The sequence below is a fragment of the Rhizobium sp. H4 genome, from assembly GCF_003013335.1.
In the GTDB taxonomy this organism is placed as follows: domain Bacteria; phylum Pseudomonadota; class Alphaproteobacteria; order Rhizobiales; family Rhizobiaceae; genus Rhizobium; species Rhizobium sophoriradicis.
In genome coordinates, this window is record NZ_PSOW01000001.1 from 283,600 (window position 1) to 298,851 (window position 15,252).

The 15,252-nt window shown below is 62.5% G+C and carries 14 protein-coding genes; 12 read left to right on the plus strand and 2 right to left on the minus strand.

Annotation, left to right across the window (positions count from 1 at the left end):
* Positions 1 to 102 precede the first annotated feature (102 nt).
* Both C4N04_RS01435 and alr read left to right on the plus strand, forming a co-directional pair.
* The gene (locus tag C4N04_RS01435; RefSeq protein WP_012483300.1) at positions 103 to 1,599 is read left to right on the plus strand and encodes a replicative DNA helicase; all 1,497 of its coding nucleotides are present in this window, start codon (positions 103 to 105) and stop codon (positions 1,597 to 1,599) included.
* Positions 1,600 to 1,694: 95 nt separating this feature from the next.
* Positions 1,695 to 2,855 (plus strand): alanine racemase, encoded by a 1,161-nt coding sequence (gene alr / locus C4N04_RS01440; protein WP_106795388.1) that lies wholly within the window; start codon positions 1,695 to 1,697, stop codon positions 2,853 to 2,855.
* A gap of 10 nt (positions 2,856 to 2,865) precedes the next feature.
* On the opposite strand, the gene C4N04_RS01445 is transcribed toward alr, so the two are convergent.
* Positions 2,866 to 3,501: a LysE family translocator gene (locus tag C4N04_RS01445; RefSeq protein ID WP_106795276.1), complete on the minus strand. Its 636-nt coding sequence runs from the start codon at positions 3,499 to 3,501 to the stop codon at positions 2,866 to 2,868.
* Between the two features lie 164 nt (positions 3,502 to 3,665).
* On the opposite strand from C4N04_RS01445, the gene radA reads away from it, so the two are divergent.
* From radA to C4N04_RS01465, 4 genes are all read left to right on the plus strand, one after another.
* Entirely contained in the window at positions 3,666 to 5,066 is a 1,401-nt protein-coding gene (radA, locus tag C4N04_RS01450) for a DNA repair protein RadA (protein ID WP_106795277.1), read from the plus strand.
* A gap of 90 nt (positions 5,067 to 5,156) precedes the next feature.
* Positions 5,157 to 5,774 (plus strand): CvpA family protein, encoded by a 618-nt coding sequence (locus C4N04_RS01455; RefSeq protein ID WP_106795278.1) that lies wholly within the window; start codon positions 5,157 to 5,159, stop codon positions 5,772 to 5,774.
* Between the two features lie 230 nt (positions 5,775 to 6,004).
* Positions 6,005 to 7,495, plus strand: a complete 1,491-nt coding sequence (gene purF / locus C4N04_RS01460) for an amidophosphoribosyltransferase (RefSeq protein WP_038687987.1) — start codon at positions 6,005 to 6,007, stop codon at positions 7,493 to 7,495.
* 80 nt (positions 7,496 to 7,575) lie between these two features.
* Positions 7,576 to 8,316 carry an SDR family NAD(P)-dependent oxidoreductase gene (locus C4N04_RS01465; protein ID WP_077993180.1) on the plus strand — a complete coding sequence of 247 codons (741 nt, stop codon included), beginning with the start codon at positions 7,576 to 7,578 and terminating at the stop codon, positions 8,314 to 8,316.
* A 9-nt stretch (positions 8,317 to 8,325) separates the two neighbouring features.
* Here the strand turns inward: C4N04_RS01465 and C4N04_RS01470 are convergent, their stop codons facing one another.
* A complete protein-coding gene (locus tag C4N04_RS01470; protein ID WP_164519051.1) occupies positions 8,326 to 9,027 on the minus strand; it encodes a GH25 family lysozyme in 702 nt (233 codons plus the stop codon).
* Between the two features lie 375 nt (positions 9,028 to 9,402).
* On the opposite strand from C4N04_RS01470, the gene cysS reads away from it, so the two are divergent.
* The 6 genes from cysS to cimA all read left to right on the plus strand — a co-directional run bounded on the left by cysS (position 9,403) and on the right by cimA (position 15,189).
* The gene (gene cysS, locus C4N04_RS01475) at positions 9,403 to 10,794 is read left to right on the plus strand and encodes a cysteine--tRNA ligase (protein ID WP_077993177.1); all 1,392 of its coding nucleotides are present in this window, start codon (positions 9,403 to 9,405) and stop codon (positions 10,792 to 10,794) included.
* Positions 10,795 to 11,002: 208 nt separating this feature from the next.
* Positions 11,003 to 11,479: a GFA family protein gene (locus C4N04_RS01485; protein WP_077993174.1), complete on the plus strand. Its 477-nt coding sequence runs from the start codon at positions 11,003 to 11,005 to the stop codon at positions 11,477 to 11,479.
* A 5-nt stretch (positions 11,480 to 11,484) separates the two neighbouring features.
* The gene (locus tag C4N04_RS01490; protein WP_077993418.1) at positions 11,485 to 11,964 is read left to right on the plus strand and encodes a GFA family protein; all 480 of its coding nucleotides are present in this window, start codon (positions 11,485 to 11,487) and stop codon (positions 11,962 to 11,964) included.
* Positions 11,961 to 12,437, plus strand: coding sequence for a GFA family protein (locus C4N04_RS01495; protein WP_077993173.1), 477 nt, complete (start codon positions 11,961 to 11,963; stop codon positions 12,435 to 12,437). Before C4N04_RS01490 ends, C4N04_RS01495 begins: the two co-directional genes overlap by 4 nt.
* Positions 12,434 to 13,396: a prolyl aminopeptidase gene (gene pip, locus C4N04_RS01500; RefSeq protein WP_077993171.1), complete on the plus strand. Its 963-nt coding sequence runs from the start codon at positions 12,434 to 12,436 to the stop codon at positions 13,394 to 13,396. Before C4N04_RS01495 ends, pip begins: the two co-directional genes overlap by 4 nt.
* A 179-nt stretch (positions 13,397 to 13,575) precedes the next feature.
* The gene (gene cimA, locus C4N04_RS01505; RefSeq protein ID WP_077993170.1) at positions 13,576 to 15,189 is read left to right on the plus strand and encodes a citramalate synthase; all 1,614 of its coding nucleotides are present in this window, start codon (positions 13,576 to 13,578) and stop codon (positions 15,187 to 15,189) included.
* The last annotated feature ends 63 nt before the right edge of the window (positions 15,190 to 15,252 follow it).

Consider the following 15,252-nt stretch of genomic DNA (forward strand, 5'->3'; position numbering starts at 1 on the left):
TCGGGATTTAGGCGATGCGGGCCTCCGCTCCTTTTGCAGCCCCTTGATTTTCTCCATCCGGAACTGCAAATCCGGAGTTGGAAAAAGACAGAACGGATGATGATGAACGACGCCGCTCGAAAGATTGCAGCTGTTGCTCCCTCGGAGCAGCATTATCGCGAAGCACCCAACAACATCGAAGCCGAGCAGGCGCTTCTGGGTGCAATCCTGATGAACAACGACGCCTACTACCGCGTGTCGGATTTCCTCAAGCCGATCCATCTCTACGAACCGCTGCACCGGAAGATCTTCGAGGTCGCCGGCGACATTATCCGCATGGGCAAGATCGCCAACCCAGTAACGATCAAGACCTTCCTCAAGGCCGACGAAAAGGTCGGCGACATGACGGTTTCACAATATCTTGCGAGCCTGGTCAGCAACGCTGTCACCGTCATCAATGCTGAGGATTACGGAAGGGCGATCTATGACCTGGCGCTGCGCCGGGCGCTGATCACGATCGGCGAAGACGTTGTCAACATCGCCTATGACGCACCGCTCGACATGCCGCCGCAGTCGCAGATCGAGGATACCGAACGTCGTCTTTTCGAACTCGCGGAAAACGGGCGCTATGACGGCGGCTTCCAGTCCTTCAACGATGCGGTGGCGCTGGCGATCGACATGGCGGCCGTCGCCAAGGAACGCGATGGCGGCCTTTCCGGCATTTCCACCGGCATCCACTCGCTGGACGCCAAGATGGGCGGCCTGCAGCGTTCGGACTTGATCATCCTCGCCGGACGCCCGGGCATGGGCAAGACCTCGCTTGCCACCAACATCGCCTACAATATCGCCGCCGCCTACGAGGGCGAGGTGCAGTCGGACGGCAGCATGAAAGCCAGGAATGGCGGCGTCGTCGGCTTCTACTCGCTCGAAATGTCGTCCGAACAGCTCGCCACCCGCATCATCTCCGAGCAGACGGAAGTCTCCTCCTCGAAGATACGCCGCGGCGACATCAACGATGCCGATTTCGAAAAGCTCGTCGCCTGCTCGATGATGATGCAGAAGGTGCCGCTCTATATCGACCAGACCGGCGGTATCTCGATCGCCCAGCTTTCGGCGCGCGCGCGCCGGCTCAAGCGCCAGCGCGGCCTCGACGTGCTGGTGGTCGACTACGTGCAGCTGATGACCGGTTCGGGCAAATCGAGCGACAATCGCGTCCAGGAAATCACCCAGATCACCACCGGCCTGAAGGCGCTCGGCAAGGAGCTCAACGTTCCGATCATCGCGCTGTCGCAGTTGTCACGTCAGGTCGAAAGCCGTGACGACAAGCGGCCGCAGCTTTCCGACCTTCGTGAATCCGGTTCGATCGAGCAGGACGCCGACGTCGTGCTCTTCGTGTTCCGCGAGGAATATTACGTCAAGAACCAGGAGCCGCGCGATCCCCACGATCCGAAATATCCGGAATGGGAAGCGCTGTTCGACAAGGTGAAGGGCACGGCCGACGTCATCATCGCCAAGCAGCGCCACGGGCCGACGGGCACGGTGAAGCTCGCCTTCCAGGCGGAATTCACACGCTTCGCCGATCTCGCTGATCCCTCCTTCATCCAGTATGAAGAGCACTGATCGCCGGCGATGCTGCAGCATCGGGCTTTCCCTGGACAAGATCGACCTTTAATCTGGCCGGAGAATCCTTCTCCGGCCTCTTTTCGATGTGGATCATGAGCGAATTTCTCGACGTCCCCGAAGACGACACCTTTGCCTCGGCAGGCCTGCGGCTGACCGTCGACCTGACCGCGCTGACTGAGAACTGGCGCGACATGGCGCATCGTTCGGGCGCTGCGCGCGCCGCAGCCGTCGTCAAGGCCGACGCCTACGGCCTCGGCATCGAGGATGCCGGCGAAGCGCTCTACACGGCAGGCGCACGGGATTTCTTCGTCGCGACCGTAGATGAGGGCGTGACACTTCGCCTCTATACGCCGGATGCGCGCATCTTCGTGCTGTCAGGCATATGGCCGGGCACGGAACGTCGATTCTTCGACAATGACTTGGTGCCAGTGATTTCCTCCGACGAGCAGCTTGCCTTCTGGATGGCGGTGCTTGCCGATTATGGCGATTACCCTTGCGCGCTGCATGTCGACACCGGCTTCAACCGGCTGGGGCTGCATATCGACGATGCGATCGCGCTTGCCGACGACGTCTCGCGGCCAGCAAGCTTCGCACCGGTGCTTGTCATGAGCCACCTCGCCTGCGGCGATGATCCCACTCACGTCATGAACCGGCAACAGCTCGAATCATTCCGCAGGGTTACCGCCGCCTATGAAGGCATCGATTCAAGTCTTGCGGCCTCGGCCGGCATCTTCCTCGGTGAGGATTACCACTTCGACCTGACCCGGCCGGGCATCGCGCTTTACGGCGGCGAAGCGGTCTGCGGCATGGCGAACCCGATGCGGCCGGTCGCCACCGCGGAAGCGCGCATCATCCAGGTGCGAACCGTCGGGGCCGGTGAGACCGTCAGCTACGGTCGGGCGCTGCAGCTTCGCCGCGACAGCCGGCTAGCGATCGTCTCTGCCGGTTACGCCGACGGTTACATGCGCAGCCAGTCGAGCGGCGGCGTGCCGCTGCGCCAAGCCGTGCCGCAGGGCGGGCAATGCTTCATCGCCGGACACAAGGTCCCGGTCGCCGGCCGGATCACCATGGACCTGACGATCTTCGATGTCACCGACCTGCCCGAAAACGCCGTGCGCGCTGGCGACTATGTCGAGCTGTTCGGAAAGAACATGCCGCTCGACGACGTGGCGCGGGCGGCTGGCACGATCGGATACGAGATTCTGACCAGCATGGGGCTACGCCACGAGCGGCGCTACGTCGCCGAAGAATAAAGCTCGCCCCTCAACGGCTGCTTAGCGCAAGGCGGACACCGAGCGCCACAAAAAGCGCGCCGAGACCGCGGTCGAGCCATAGCCCGACCTTTTGATTGTGCCTGAGCGCATCGGCAAGCCGTCCTCCGACAAGGACGAGCGGCGGCTCGATGAATGCGGCCACAACGATGATGAGGCCACCATGCAGCATGAGCTGCGCCCATGCCGACCCCGCCCCCTCTACGACGAATTGCGGCAAGAAGGCCAGGAAGAATATCGCCACTTTCGGATTGAGGAGCGACACCAGGATTCCCTGCCGGTAGATGCTTGCGGTCGGCAATTCTTCACCGGCCGCCTTGATCAGGCCGCTGCCCCCACCGGCGCGCAAAGCCTGGATGCCCAGCCAGACGAGATAGGCAGCGCCGAGCCATTTGACGGTTGAGAAAGCGACGGCAGAGGCGGCAAGCACGGCTGAAAGGCCCAATGCCGCCATCAGCACATGCAGGCAGGCGCCTGACCAGACGCCGAACAATGCGGAAAAACCCGCGCGTTTCCCTCCTCTCATCGTGTGGCCGAGGATGAAGGCGATGTCGGGGCCCGGCGAGAGGTTGAGCAAAACCGCCGCCGATAGAAATGCAAGCCAGTGCGCGCGCGAATAGTCGAACATCTTCCACCATAGCTGTGATCAGAGGTGAAAAGCATAGGCACGGCGAAGGCTGATGGGGAAATCATTAGTTTTGATCCGTCGCGATAGCCATTATCTCAAGCACGACATGATTCGATGAAGCCCTCGAGTGCTTCATTGTAGAACGCGACTGAAAGAAACATTTGATGGCGAAGGCCAGGACACAATTCATCTGCCAGAGTTGCGGCGCGGTGCATAACCGCTGGGCCGGCAAATGCGACAATTGCGGCGAATGGAACACCATCGTCGAGGAAGACCCGATGGGCGGCATCGGCTCCGGCCCCGGCAAGACGCCGAAGAAGGGCCGGCCGGTGGCGCTGACGGCGCTCTCCGGCGAGATCGAGGAGGCGCCGCGCATCCATACCGCCATGTCGGAACTCGACCGCGCGCTCGGCGGCGGCTTCGTGCGCGGCTCGGCGGTGCTGATCGGCGGCGATCCCGGCATTGGCAAATCGACGCTGCTGATGCAAGCGGCCGCGGCCCTTGCGCGGCGCGGCCACAGGATCATCTACGTCTCTGGCGAGGAAGCGGTGGCGCAGGTTCGCCTCAGGGCGCAGCGCCTTGCGGCAGCCGATACCGACGTGATGCTGGCGGCCGAAACCAATGTCGAGGATATTCTGGCGACGCTCGCCGAGGGCAAACGCCCGGATCTCGTCATCATCGATTCCATCCAGACGCTGTGGAGCGAGCTTGCCGAATCCGCGCCGGGAACGGTGACGCAGGTGCGCACCTGCGTACAGTCGATGATCCGTTTCGCCAAGCAGACGGGTGCGGCGATGGTGCTCGTCGGGCATGTGACCAAGGACGGGCAGATCGCGGGGCCGCGCGTCGTCGAGCACATGGTCGACGCCGTGCTCTATTTCGAAGGCGATCGCGGCCATCACTACCGCATCCTGCGCACGGTCAAGAACCGCTTCGGCCCGACCGACGAGATCGGCGTCTTCGAAATGTCCGACAGAGGTTTGCGCGAAGTCGCCAATCCATCCGAACTCTTTCTCGGCGAGCGCAACGAAAAATCGCCGGGTGCGGCCGTCTTCGCCGGCATGGAAGGCACGCGGCCCGTTCTCGTCGAGGTGCAGGCGCTGGTGGCGCCAACCTCGCTCGGCACGCCTCGCCGTGCCGTGGTCGGCTGGGATTCGGCCCGGCTGTCGATGATCCTGGCGGTGCTGGAGGCCCATTGCGGCGTCAGGCTCGGCCAGCACGACGTCTATCTTAACGTCGCCGGCGGCTACCGCATCTCCGAACCGGCGGCCGATCTCGCGGTCGCCTCGGCGCTCGTTTCGTCGCTCGCCGGTATTGCCCTTCCCGCCGATTGCGTCTATTTCGGCGAAGTCAGCCTGTCGGGCGCCATTCGACCGGTTGCGCACACCGCCCAGCGCCTCAAGGAAGCCGAGAAGCTGGGCTTTTCCACAGCGCTGCTTCCTTCCGCCTCCGCCGAGCTGCCGAAGGGTTCCGGCGGGCGATGGAACGAGGTCGAAAGCCTGCCGGATCTGGTCGCGCGCATCGCCGGATCGAAGGGAGCGCTGCGTGTGGAAGACGAGGTTTGATCCTTTCATTGCCGGGAACGGTGATGATATAGGAAGCACACGATAAGGCACGACACGGCCGCCAAGCGGCAGTCCTGGAGTTGATATTACATGCCCATTACGATTTTCGACGGTATTGTCATCGGCGTCGTGCTCTTCTCCGCCGTACTGGCGATGGTCCGCGGCTTCTCCCGCGAGATTCTTTCGATCGCAAGCTGGGGCGGTTCGGCCGCCGCCGCCTACTACCTCTATCCCTACCTGCTGCCCTATGCGCAGAAATACACCGATGACGCCCGCATCGCGATCGCCGGTTCGGCCGCGGTCGTCTTCCTGATCGCCCTCATCGTCATCTCCTTCATCACCATGAAGATCGCCGATTTCATCATCGACAGCCGCATCGGCGCGCTCGACCGCACGCTCGGCTTCCTGTTCGGCGCGGCGCGCGGCCTGCTGCTGATGGTGGTCGCCGTCGCTTTCTGGAACTGGCTCGTCGATGTCGACCACCGCCCGGCCTGGGTCAACGAGGCCAAGTCGAAGCCCTTCCTGGATTCGATGGTGGTGAAGCTGAAGGCGGTTCTGCCGGAGCAATTTGCCCAGATGATCGAGGCAAGCTTCCGTGATAAGATGCAGTCTCCGGCACAGGGCGGCGAAAGCGCCACGCCGCCGACCACCGATCAGGCTCCGGCGGAAGACGCGCCTGCAGCCGGCACACAGCAGCCGGCGAATTGACACAGTGTTCAAGAGCTTGACCCGCCGTCCGGCAATTGCCATTTGAGCGGGACGTGAAATAAAGGTCCGGCCGGGTATTCAGCTCCGCCGGACCTCAGCCGTTTCAGAGCCGGCGAGCGGGCTTTGGCAGCGGATGTCGTTCAGCATGACGTTATCGGAAAGCTGCCAAGTTTCCGATATATGATACTGGAAATGCCGATCCATTCTTGTGAGAGCAGAGGCCCGCAGAAATGAACCAGTCCCATTCCTTCCCGACCGACGATCCGCTCGACGGAGATACGCTGCATGAGGAATGCGGCGTTTTCGGAATTCTGGGACACCCCGATGCCGCCGCCCTCACGGCTCTCGGCCTGCACGCCCTGCAGCATCGCGGACAGGAAGCAGCCGGCATCGTCTCCTTCGACGGCAAGCGCTTCTATCAGGAGCGCCATATGGGCCTCGTCGGCGACCATTATACCAATCCGATGACGCTCGCCCGCCTCCCCGGCAGCATATCGATCGGCCATACGCGCTACTCCACAACCGGCGAAGTGGCCATGCGCAACGTGCAGCCGCTCTTTGCCGAACTTGAGGAAGGCGGTATCGCCATTGCCCATAACGGCAATTTCACCAATGGCCTGACGCTGCGCCGTCAGATCATCGCCACCGGCGCCATCTGTCAGTCGACCTCCGATACGGAAGTCGTCCTTCATCTCATCGCCCGCTCCCGCCACGCGTCCACCTCCGACCGCTTCATCGATGCGATCCGCCAGATGGAAGGCGGCTATTCGATGCTCGCCATGACGCGCACCAAGCTGATTGCCGCGCGCGACCCGACCGGCATCCGCCCGCTCGTCATGGGCGAACTGGACGGCAAGCCGATCTTCTGCTCGGAAACCTGCGCGCTCGACATTATCGGCGCCAAGTTCATCCGCGATGTCGAAAACGGCGAAGTCATCATCTGCGAAATCCAGCCTGACGGCTCGATCAGCATTGATGCGCGCAAGCCCGGCAAGCCGCAGCCGGAGCGCCTCTGCCTGTTCGAATATGTCTATTTCGCCCGGCCGGATTCGGTCGTCGGCGGCCGCAACGTCTATACGACACGCAAGAACATGGGCATGAACCTTGCCAAGGAAGCGCCGGTCGAGGCCGACGTTGTGGTGCCGGTGCCGGACGGCGGCACACCTGCGGCGCTCGGCTATGCGCAGGAAAGCGGCATTCCCTTCGAGTACGGCATCATCCGCAACCATTATGTCGGCCGCACCTTCATCGAGCCGACGCAGCAGATTCGCGCCTTCGGCGTGAAGCTGAAGCATTCCGCCAACCGGGCGATGATCGAAGGCAAGCGCGTCGTGCTGGTCGATGACTCCATCGTGCGCGGCACAACGTCGCTGAAGATCGTGCAGATGATCCGCGAAGCCGGCGCGCGCGAAGTTCATCTCCGCGTCGCAAGCCCGATGATCTTCTTCCCCGATTTCTACGGCATCGACACGCCCGATGCCGACAAGCTGCTCGCCAACCAGTATGCCGATGTCGAAGCCATGGCCAAATATATCGGCGCGGATTCGCTCGCCTTCCTGTCGATCGACGGACTTTATCGCGCCGTCGGCGGCGAGGACCGCAATCCGGCCCGCCCGCAATTCACCGACCACTACTTCACCGGTGACTACCCGACCCGTCTGCTCGACAAGAACGGCGAGTCTATGGGCAACAAGCTTTCGATGCTTGCCAGCAACGGCTGAGCCGCTTGCCACTTTGACTTTCGCTTCCGAGGGGCCTAATTGCGCCCCTCACCTTCGCAAGCCAATCCGGAACCGGACAGATGAACATCAATCTTGAGGGCAAGATCGCACTCGTCACCGGTGCGTCGCGCGGCATCGGCTATTTCACTGCGCTGGAACTTGCCAAAGCCGGCGCCCATGTCATTGCCTGCGCCCGCACGGTCGGCGGGCTCGAGGATCTCGACGATGCGATCAAGGCGGTCGGCGGCAATGCAACGCTGGTGCCCTTCGACCTCGCCGATATGAACGCGATCGATGCGCTCGGCGGCTCGATCTTCGAGCGCTGGGGCAAGCTCGACATCCTCGTCGCCAATGCCGGCGTACTCGGCGTCATCTCGCCGATCGGCCATATCGAGGCGAAGGTGTTCGAAAAGGTCATGACCATCAACGTGACGGCGACATGGCGGCTGATCCGCTCGGTCGATCCGCTGCTCGCCCGCTCCGATGCCGGCCGCGCCGTCATCCTGTCGTCCGGGGCCGCGCACAAATGCCGTCCCTTCTGGAGCGCCTATTCCGCCTCCAAAGCTGCCGTCGAGGCGCTCGCCCGCACCTGGGCCGGCGAGACGCAATCGACGCCGCTGCGCGTCACCAGCGTCGATCCGGGCGCGACCCGCACGGCGATGCGGGCCCAGGCCGTGCCCGGTGAAGATCCCCAGACGCTGCCGCATCCTTCCGAGGTCGCCAAGGCGATCCTGCCGCTGCTCGGTCCCGGCGTGACCGAGACGGGCAAGCTGTTCATTGTCCGCGAGAACAAGCTGGCCGATTACCGCCTGCCGGAATAGACCGACGCCTCAATTGGCAACGGCCGGGAATAAGTGAGCAAAGCCTGCTTCCGACGGGCAGAGCGCATTGAGATCCACCGCCCCCTGAATGCCGTTCACCATGCCGTTGTCGGCAAATTGCCAGATCGACCAACGACCGCAGCCTTCCTGCGCCGGCTCCTTGAATACGCTTCGCAGCCAAAGGTAATGCTCGGGGAAGCGGGCCTCATTGCCTTTCAGATATTGATCGAAGAATTCCTGGGTCACGTAAAAGATCGGCTTTTCCGGAAAGGTGCCTTTCAGCTCGGTGACGAAGGCACTCACTTCCGTCGCCACTTCCTCGAGCGTCGGGACCTTGTTGCAATTGCCGACAAACTCCAGATCAACGGCGATCGGCAGTGTTCCCGGCGCCTTCGGCACGGTCGCCAGGACATTCTGCGCCTGATCCCTGCCCGGGCGGCAGAATGTGAAGAAATGATAGGCGCCTCTGACCACTCCGGCATCTCCGGCATTCTGCCAGTTCTCGGCAAACTTTGAATCCCTGTGATCGCCGCCTTCAGTCGCCTTCATGATCGCGAAACGCACGTTCGGCTGCGCGGCCACCGTCTTCCAATCGATATCGCCCTGGTGATGGCTGACATCGATGCCCTGGATCGGATAACGAGCTAAGGTTGGATTGTTGAAGCGAAGCATGCCGAAATCGTAAGCGAAATATGCGACGGATGCGACCATTAGAATTGCGGTCGCTCCAATCGTCCACCGAACCACGGTCCCCACTCATTCCTCCCATATTTTCAGTAGCTTCCCAGCTGGCTATGCGCGATTTGCGTCGGGAGAATGGCGGCCAAAGCCCGCGCGCTCGTTCTTGCAAAAGGATTACCGACGCGTCGTTCCAGTTGCCGCCGGATCATTCCTCGCCCCCTTGACCAAACGTCATTCGCGCGCCATAAAACGCGGCATGAAAACGGTTATCTGCATTATCTGCGGAAAGATTATTCGCTAGCGCAAGCGCTGGCCTGGCCGTTTTCATCTCCCAAATAGTCAAGATGCGAAACGCCCCGGCCCGCCGGTTGCGATATTTTCTGATCGTGCATCTGGGAGAGTGAAATGGGCGGCACGCCGGAACTGAAGCTGTACAACACGCTGACGCGGGAGAAATCGGTGTTTGCGCCGATCGATGCCGAGAATGTCCGCATGTATGTCTGCGGCCCGACCGTCTATGATTTCGCCCATATCGGCAATGCCCGGCCGGTCATCGTTTTCGACGTGCTGTTCCGGCTGTTGCGCCATGTCTATGGCGAAAACCATGTCACCTATGCCCGCAACATCACCGACGTCGACGACAAGATCAATGCGCGGGCGCTGAGAGATCATCCCGGCCTGCCGCTGAACGATGCGATCCGCGCGGTCACCGAAAAGACCGAGACGCAGTTTCACGCCGACGTCGCTGAGCTCGGCTGCCTGGAGCCGAACGTCGAGCCGCGCGCCACCGACAATATCGCTGAGATGACCGAGATTATCGAGAAGCTGATCTCCAACGGTCATGCCTATGTCGCAGCCGGCGAAGTGCTGTTCGACACCAAATCGATGGCGGATTACGGCCAGCTTTCGAAGCGCCCGCTCGACGAGCAGCAGGCCGGCGCCCGCGTCGCCGTCGACGCGCACAAGAAGAACCCCGGCGATTTCGTGCTCTGGAAACTGTCTAGCCATAACGAGCCCGGCTGGGAGAGCCCCTGGGGCCGCGGCCGGCCCGGCTGGCATATCGAATGCTCGGCGATGAGCCGGCGTTATCTCGGCGATGTCTTCGATATTCACGGCGGCGGGCTGGATCTGATCTTCCCGCACCATGAAAACGAGATCGCCCAGTCGCGCTGCGCCCACGGCACCGAGGTGATGGCGAATGTCTGGATGCATAACGGCTTCGTGCAGGTCGAAGGCCGCAAGATGTCGAAGTCCGAGGGCAATTTCGTCACCATCCACGATCTGCTGCACACTGAGGTCTTCGGCGGCCGCAAATGGCCGGGCGAGGTGCTGCGCCTTGCCATGCTGATGACGCATTACCGCGAGCCGATCGATTTTTCGATCAAGCGGCTGGAAGAGGCCGAACGCCTGCTCGCCAAATGGCCGGCGACGGAGCCCGGCGACGCCAAGCCGGACGAGGCCGTCATGAACGCGCTGGCCGACGATCTCAATACCGTCGCGGCGGTGCAGGCGCTGCATGCGCTGGCGCAGGCCGCCCATACCGATGCCGCCGCCGGCGCCACCTTCGCCGCAACGGCCGCCCTCCTCGGGGTGCTGCCGAAGAAAGCCGAGATTGACGAAGCCGTCGCCGCGGCGGTCGACGCGCTGGTCGCCATGCGTCTTGAAATGCTGAAGGCGAAGAATTTTGCCGAAGCCGACAATATCCGCGACGAACTGACGGCAAAAGGCATCCAGCTGAAGGACGGCAAGGATCCGGTGACCGGCGAGCGGGTGACGACGTGGGAGGTGAAGCGGTGAGAGTGGTGTGTTGGGATAAGACCCCTCCCCAACCCCTCCCCACAAGGGGGAGGGGCTACGGCGCCGCACTGCTCCGAAGCGACTTCACCGCAATTGCAAACATTCGAGACGTAAACGAAGACGGCGCCACGAGAGAGCCCTCCCCCTTGTGGGGAGGGTTGGGAGGGGCTTTCTCTTTCTCATCGACGTCGCTGCAGGAGGACCTGCCATGACCACCTATACCGGCGGCTGCCAATGCGGTGCGATCCGCTTTCGTGTCAGCGGCGAACTCAAGGATTCGTCGATCTGTCATTGCCGCATGTGCCAGAAGGCGTTCGGGGCTTATTATGCGCCGCTCGTCTCGGTGCGCGGCGCCGATTTCCAATGGACACGCGGCGAGCGAAAGAAGTTCCGCTCTTCCAATTTCGTCGAGCGTGGTTTCTGCGGTGACTGCGGCACGCCGCTGACCTATGAAGCGCCAGACGGAATGGCGATTGCGGCGGGCGCCTTCGACGATCCGTCGTGCCTGCCGCCGACCATTCAATGGGGCGTGGAAGGCAAGATCGGCTTCGTCGATCACCTGCACGAACTGCCGGGAGAGCGGACCGAGGCCGATCTGACGGCAGGCTCCTTCCTGCACGAACTCGTTTCCTATCAACATCCCGACCATGACACGCAGGTCTGGCCACCGGAGGATCGCGCTTGAGCGAAATGAAGCAGCAGGCCGGCGGATGCCAATGCGGCGCGGTTCGTTATCGCGCGCGCGGCGAACTCGGCTATCCCCATGTCTGCCATTGCCGCATGTGCCAGAAGGCCGCCGGCAATTATTTCCTGCCGCTTGCCGCCGCCATGCGCGAGGATTTCGAGCTGACGCGCGGCGCACCGAAATGGTTCCGGTCTTCGGATCTGGTGCGGCGCGGCTTCTGCGGCGATTGCGGCACGCCGCTCTTCTACGATATTCCGGAAGCGGATTTCATCAACATCGCGCTGGGCTCACTCGATGATCCCGATGCGGTTCGGCCGGTGATGCAATCCAATACCGGCCGCAAGATGTCCTGGTTTCACACGCTGGACGGCCTGCCGGTGGAGCCGCAGCCTGAAACGCCCGACCGCGAGAACGCGATTGCAGCAAGCAACCATCAGCACCCCGACCACGATACGAAAAGCTGGCCATTCGGAGAACACCTATGACGGATAGGATAAGAACAGGCGGATGCCAGTGCGGCGCCGTGCGCTTCCGCATCTCAGGCAAGCTGGGGCGACCCTCTATCTGCCATTGCCGCATGTGCCAGAAGCAGTTCGGCGGCTTCTTTTCCGCGCTGGTCACCGCACCCGAGGAGGGAATGGAGTGGACCCGCGGCGAGCCGAGCTACTTTCAGTCCTCCGTCAATATAGACCGCGGCTTCTGCAGCGATTGCGGCACGCCGATGACCTATCGTCATCCTGGTGGCCTGGAGCTTGCGATCGGCACCTTCGACGACCGCAGCGATCTCGCGCCGCAAATCCAGGTCAACTACGATGCCCGCCTGCCCTGGGTCGAGACGATCTTCGAAGCCCCAGTGCATAAGGACCCGGATTTCTATACCCGACAGGAGGCGATCATCTCGTTTCAGCATCCCGATCATGACACCCAAGTCTGGCCCGCGAAAGGCGTGAAGATATGACCGAGATACTGCGCACCCTCTATCCCGAAATCGAAGCCTATGCCTCCGGCCATCTCGATGTGGGCGACGGCCATGTGATCTACTGGGAACGTTCGGGAACGCCCGGCGCCAAGCCCGCCGTCTTCCTGCATGGCGGCCCGGGCGGCGGCTTCTCACCCGCCCATCGCCGGTTGTTCGATCCCGCTCTCTACGACGTCTTGCTGTTCGACCAGCGCGGCTGCGGCCGGTCGACGCCGCATGCTGAGCTCAATGCCAATACGACCTGGCACCTCGTCGCCGACATCGAGCGGCTGCGCGAGATGGCCGGCGTCGAGACCTGGCAGGTATTCGGCGGCTCCTGGGGTTCGACGCTGGCGCTCGCCTATGCCGAGACCCATCCCGAGCGGGTGTCCGAGCTCATTGTGCGCGGCATTTATACGCTGACCAAGGCGGAACTCGACTGGTACTATCAGTTCGGCGTCTCGGAGATGTTCCCCGACAAGTGGGAGCGCTTCATCGCTCCGATCCCGCCGGAAGAGCGGCATGAGATGATGCAGGCCTATCATCGCCGCCTGACGCATGCGGACAGAAGCGTGCGCCTTGCGGCCGCGCAGGCCTGGAGCATCTGGGAAGGCGAAACGATCACGCTGCTGCCGGAACCCTCGACGAGCGGCAAGTTCGAGGAGCCGGAATTCGCCTATGCCTTCGCCCGCATCGAGAACCACTTCTTCGTCAATGCCGGCTGGATGGACGAAGGACAGCTGATCCGCGACGCCGGCAAGCTCAAGGATATTCCCGGCGTCATCGTGCATGGCCGCTACGACATGCCCTGCCCAGCCAAATATGCCTGGCTGCTGCACAAGGCCTGGCCAAAGGCGGAGTTCCATCTGATCGAAGGCGCCGGCCATGCCTATTCGGAGCCCGGGATTCTCGATCGGCTGATCCGGGCGACGGACAAGTTTGCAGGGAAGACGGACTGATTGCCCTAACAGGGCAGCCCCTCACCCTAGCCCTCTCCCCGCGCGCGGGGAGAGGGGACGTGCCTTGCGAAACGGTGCGGCATGTCCCTTCTTCCCGTCAGAACGGGGAGAGGTGGCGGCAGCCGGATGAGAGGCAGCATACGCATTCCAACAACGCCCGCCCGCCGGGAGGAAACGACATGAAAGAACGCATCTACCTCTTCGACACGACGCTCCGGGACGGGCAGCAGACGCCTGGCATTGATTTTTCCGTCGAGGACAAGATTGCGATCGCCGCCATGCTGGACGAGTTCGGCTGCGATTATATCGAGGGCGGCTATCCCGGCGCCAATCCGACCGATACCGCCTTTTTCAGCGAGAAGCGCACCAGCCAGGCGAGCTTCGTCGCCTTCGGCATGACGAAGCGGGCGGGCATTTCGGTCTCCAACGATCCGGGCCTTGCCGGGCTGCTGCAGGCGAAATCCGACGCCATCTGTTTCGTCGCCAAGAGCTGGGATTACCATGTCGCGGTGGCGCTCGGCTGCACCAACGAGGAAAATCTCGAATGCATCGCCGAAAGCGTCAAGGCGGCGGTCGGCGCCGGCAAGGAGGCGATCGTCGATTGCGAGCACTTCTTCGATGGTTTCAAGGCCAACCCGGCCTATGCGCTCGCCTGCGCCAAGATCGCCTTTGACAGTGGCGCCCGCTGGGTCGTGCTCTGCGACACCAATGGCGGCACGCAGCCGCCGGAGGTGCGCGCCATCGTCGAGGCGGTGATCGCAGCCGGCGTGCCCGGCCGCTGTCTCGGCATCCATGCCCACAACGACACCGGCCAGGCGGTCGCCAATTCATTGGCTGCGGTCGAAGCCGGCGTCCGGCAGATCCAGGGCACGTTGAACGGCATCGGCGAGCGCTGCGGCAATGCCAATCTGGTGACGCTGATCCCGACCCTGGCACTGAAGAGCGCCTACAACACACGTTTCGAAACGGCGATCGACGAGGAGCGGCTGCTCAACCTCACGCGGCTCTCGCATGCCTTCGACGAGCTGCTCAACCGCTCGCCCGACCACCAGATGCCCTATGTCGGCGCTTCCGCCTTCGCCACCAAGGCCGGCATCCACGCATCGGCGCTGCTGAAGGATCCGAAGACTTATGAACATGTGGCGCCGGAAAGCGTCGGCAATTTCCGCAAGGTCATGGTCTCCGACCAGGGCGGCAAGGCGAACTTCATCAATGCGCTGAAGCGGCGCGGCATCACCGTCGCCAAGGACGATCCGAAGCTCGACCTCTTGATCTCGATCGTCAAGGAACGGGAATCCATCGGCTATGCCTATGAGGGCGCCGATGCGAGCTTCGAGCTGCTGGCGCATCGCACGCTCGGCACCATCCCGGAATTCTTCACCATCGAAGGCTTCCGGGTGATGATCGAGCGCCGCTTCGACAGTCTCGGCCGCGTGAAAATCGTCTCGGAGGCGGTGGTCAAGATCACCATCGACGGCCAGACGCTGATGTCGGTTGCCGATGCCGAAGGCCCGGTCAACGCGCTCGACCTGGCGCTGCGCAAGGATTTCGGCAAATACCAGCACGAGATCGACGATCTGGTGCTTGCCGATTTCAAGGTGCGTATCCTCAACGGCGGCACGGAGGCGATCACCCGCGTGCTGATCGAATCCACCGACAGCGACGGCGTGCGCTGGTGGACGGTCGGCGTCTCGGAGAACATCATCGACGCCTCGTTCCAGGCGCTGATGGATTCCGTCATCTATAAGCTGATGAAGAACCGGCAGCTGGCGGGCAAGATCGCGGCGGAATGAATCTTTTCCGCCGGTTCGGCGGCGCTGCCGGCGCCGCCGGCCTTTCGGCCGCTGAGGTCCGGG

What these genes read in the sequence shown, in the direction of transcription:
- alr (WP_106795388.1), top strand. Translation starts at nt 1,695, where the DNA reads ATGAGCGAATTTCTCGACGTCCCCGAAGACGACACCTTTGCCTCGGCA.
- pip (WP_077993171.1), top strand. Translation starts at nt 12,434, where the DNA reads ATGACCGAGATACTGCGCACCCTCTATCCCGAAATCGAAGCCTATGCC.
- C4N04_RS01485 (WP_077993174.1), top strand. Translation starts at nt 11,003, where the DNA reads ATGACCACCTATACCGGCGGCTGCCAATGCGGTGCGATCCGCTTTCGT.
- radA (WP_106795277.1), top strand. Translation starts at nt 3,666, where the DNA reads ATGGCGAAGGCCAGGACACAATTCATCTGCCAGAGTTGCGGCGCGGTG.
- C4N04_RS01470 (WP_164519051.1), bottom strand. Translation starts at nt 9,027, where the DNA reads ATGGTCGCATCCGTCGCATATTTCGCTTACGATTTCGGCATGCTTCGC.
- C4N04_RS01465 (WP_077993180.1), top strand. Translation starts at nt 7,576, where the DNA reads ATGAACATCAATCTTGAGGGCAAGATCGCACTCGTCACCGGTGCGTCG.
- C4N04_RS01455 (WP_106795278.1), top strand. Translation starts at nt 5,157, where the DNA reads ATGCCCATTACGATTTTCGACGGTATTGTCATCGGCGTCGTGCTCTTC.
- C4N04_RS01445 (WP_106795276.1), bottom strand. Translation starts at nt 3,501, where the DNA reads ATGTTCGACTATTCGCGCGCGCACTGGCTTGCATTTCTATCGGCGGCG.
- cysS (WP_077993177.1), top strand. Translation starts at nt 9,403, where the DNA reads ATGGGCGGCACGCCGGAACTGAAGCTGTACAACACGCTGACGCGGGAG.
- C4N04_RS01490 (WP_077993418.1), top strand. Translation starts at nt 11,485, where the DNA reads ATGAAGCAGCAGGCCGGCGGATGCCAATGCGGCGCGGTTCGTTATCGC.
- C4N04_RS01495 (WP_077993173.1), top strand. Translation starts at nt 11,961, where the DNA reads ATGACGGATAGGATAAGAACAGGCGGATGCCAGTGCGGCGCCGTGCGC.
- cimA (WP_077993170.1), top strand. Translation starts at nt 13,576, where the DNA reads ATGAAAGAACGCATCTACCTCTTCGACACGACGCTCCGGGACGGGCAG.
- C4N04_RS01435 (WP_012483300.1), top strand. Translation starts at nt 103, where the DNA reads ATGAACGACGCCGCTCGAAAGATTGCAGCTGTTGCTCCCTCGGAGCAG.
- purF (WP_038687987.1), top strand. Translation starts at nt 6,005, where the DNA reads ATGAACCAGTCCCATTCCTTCCCGACCGACGATCCGCTCGACGGAGAT.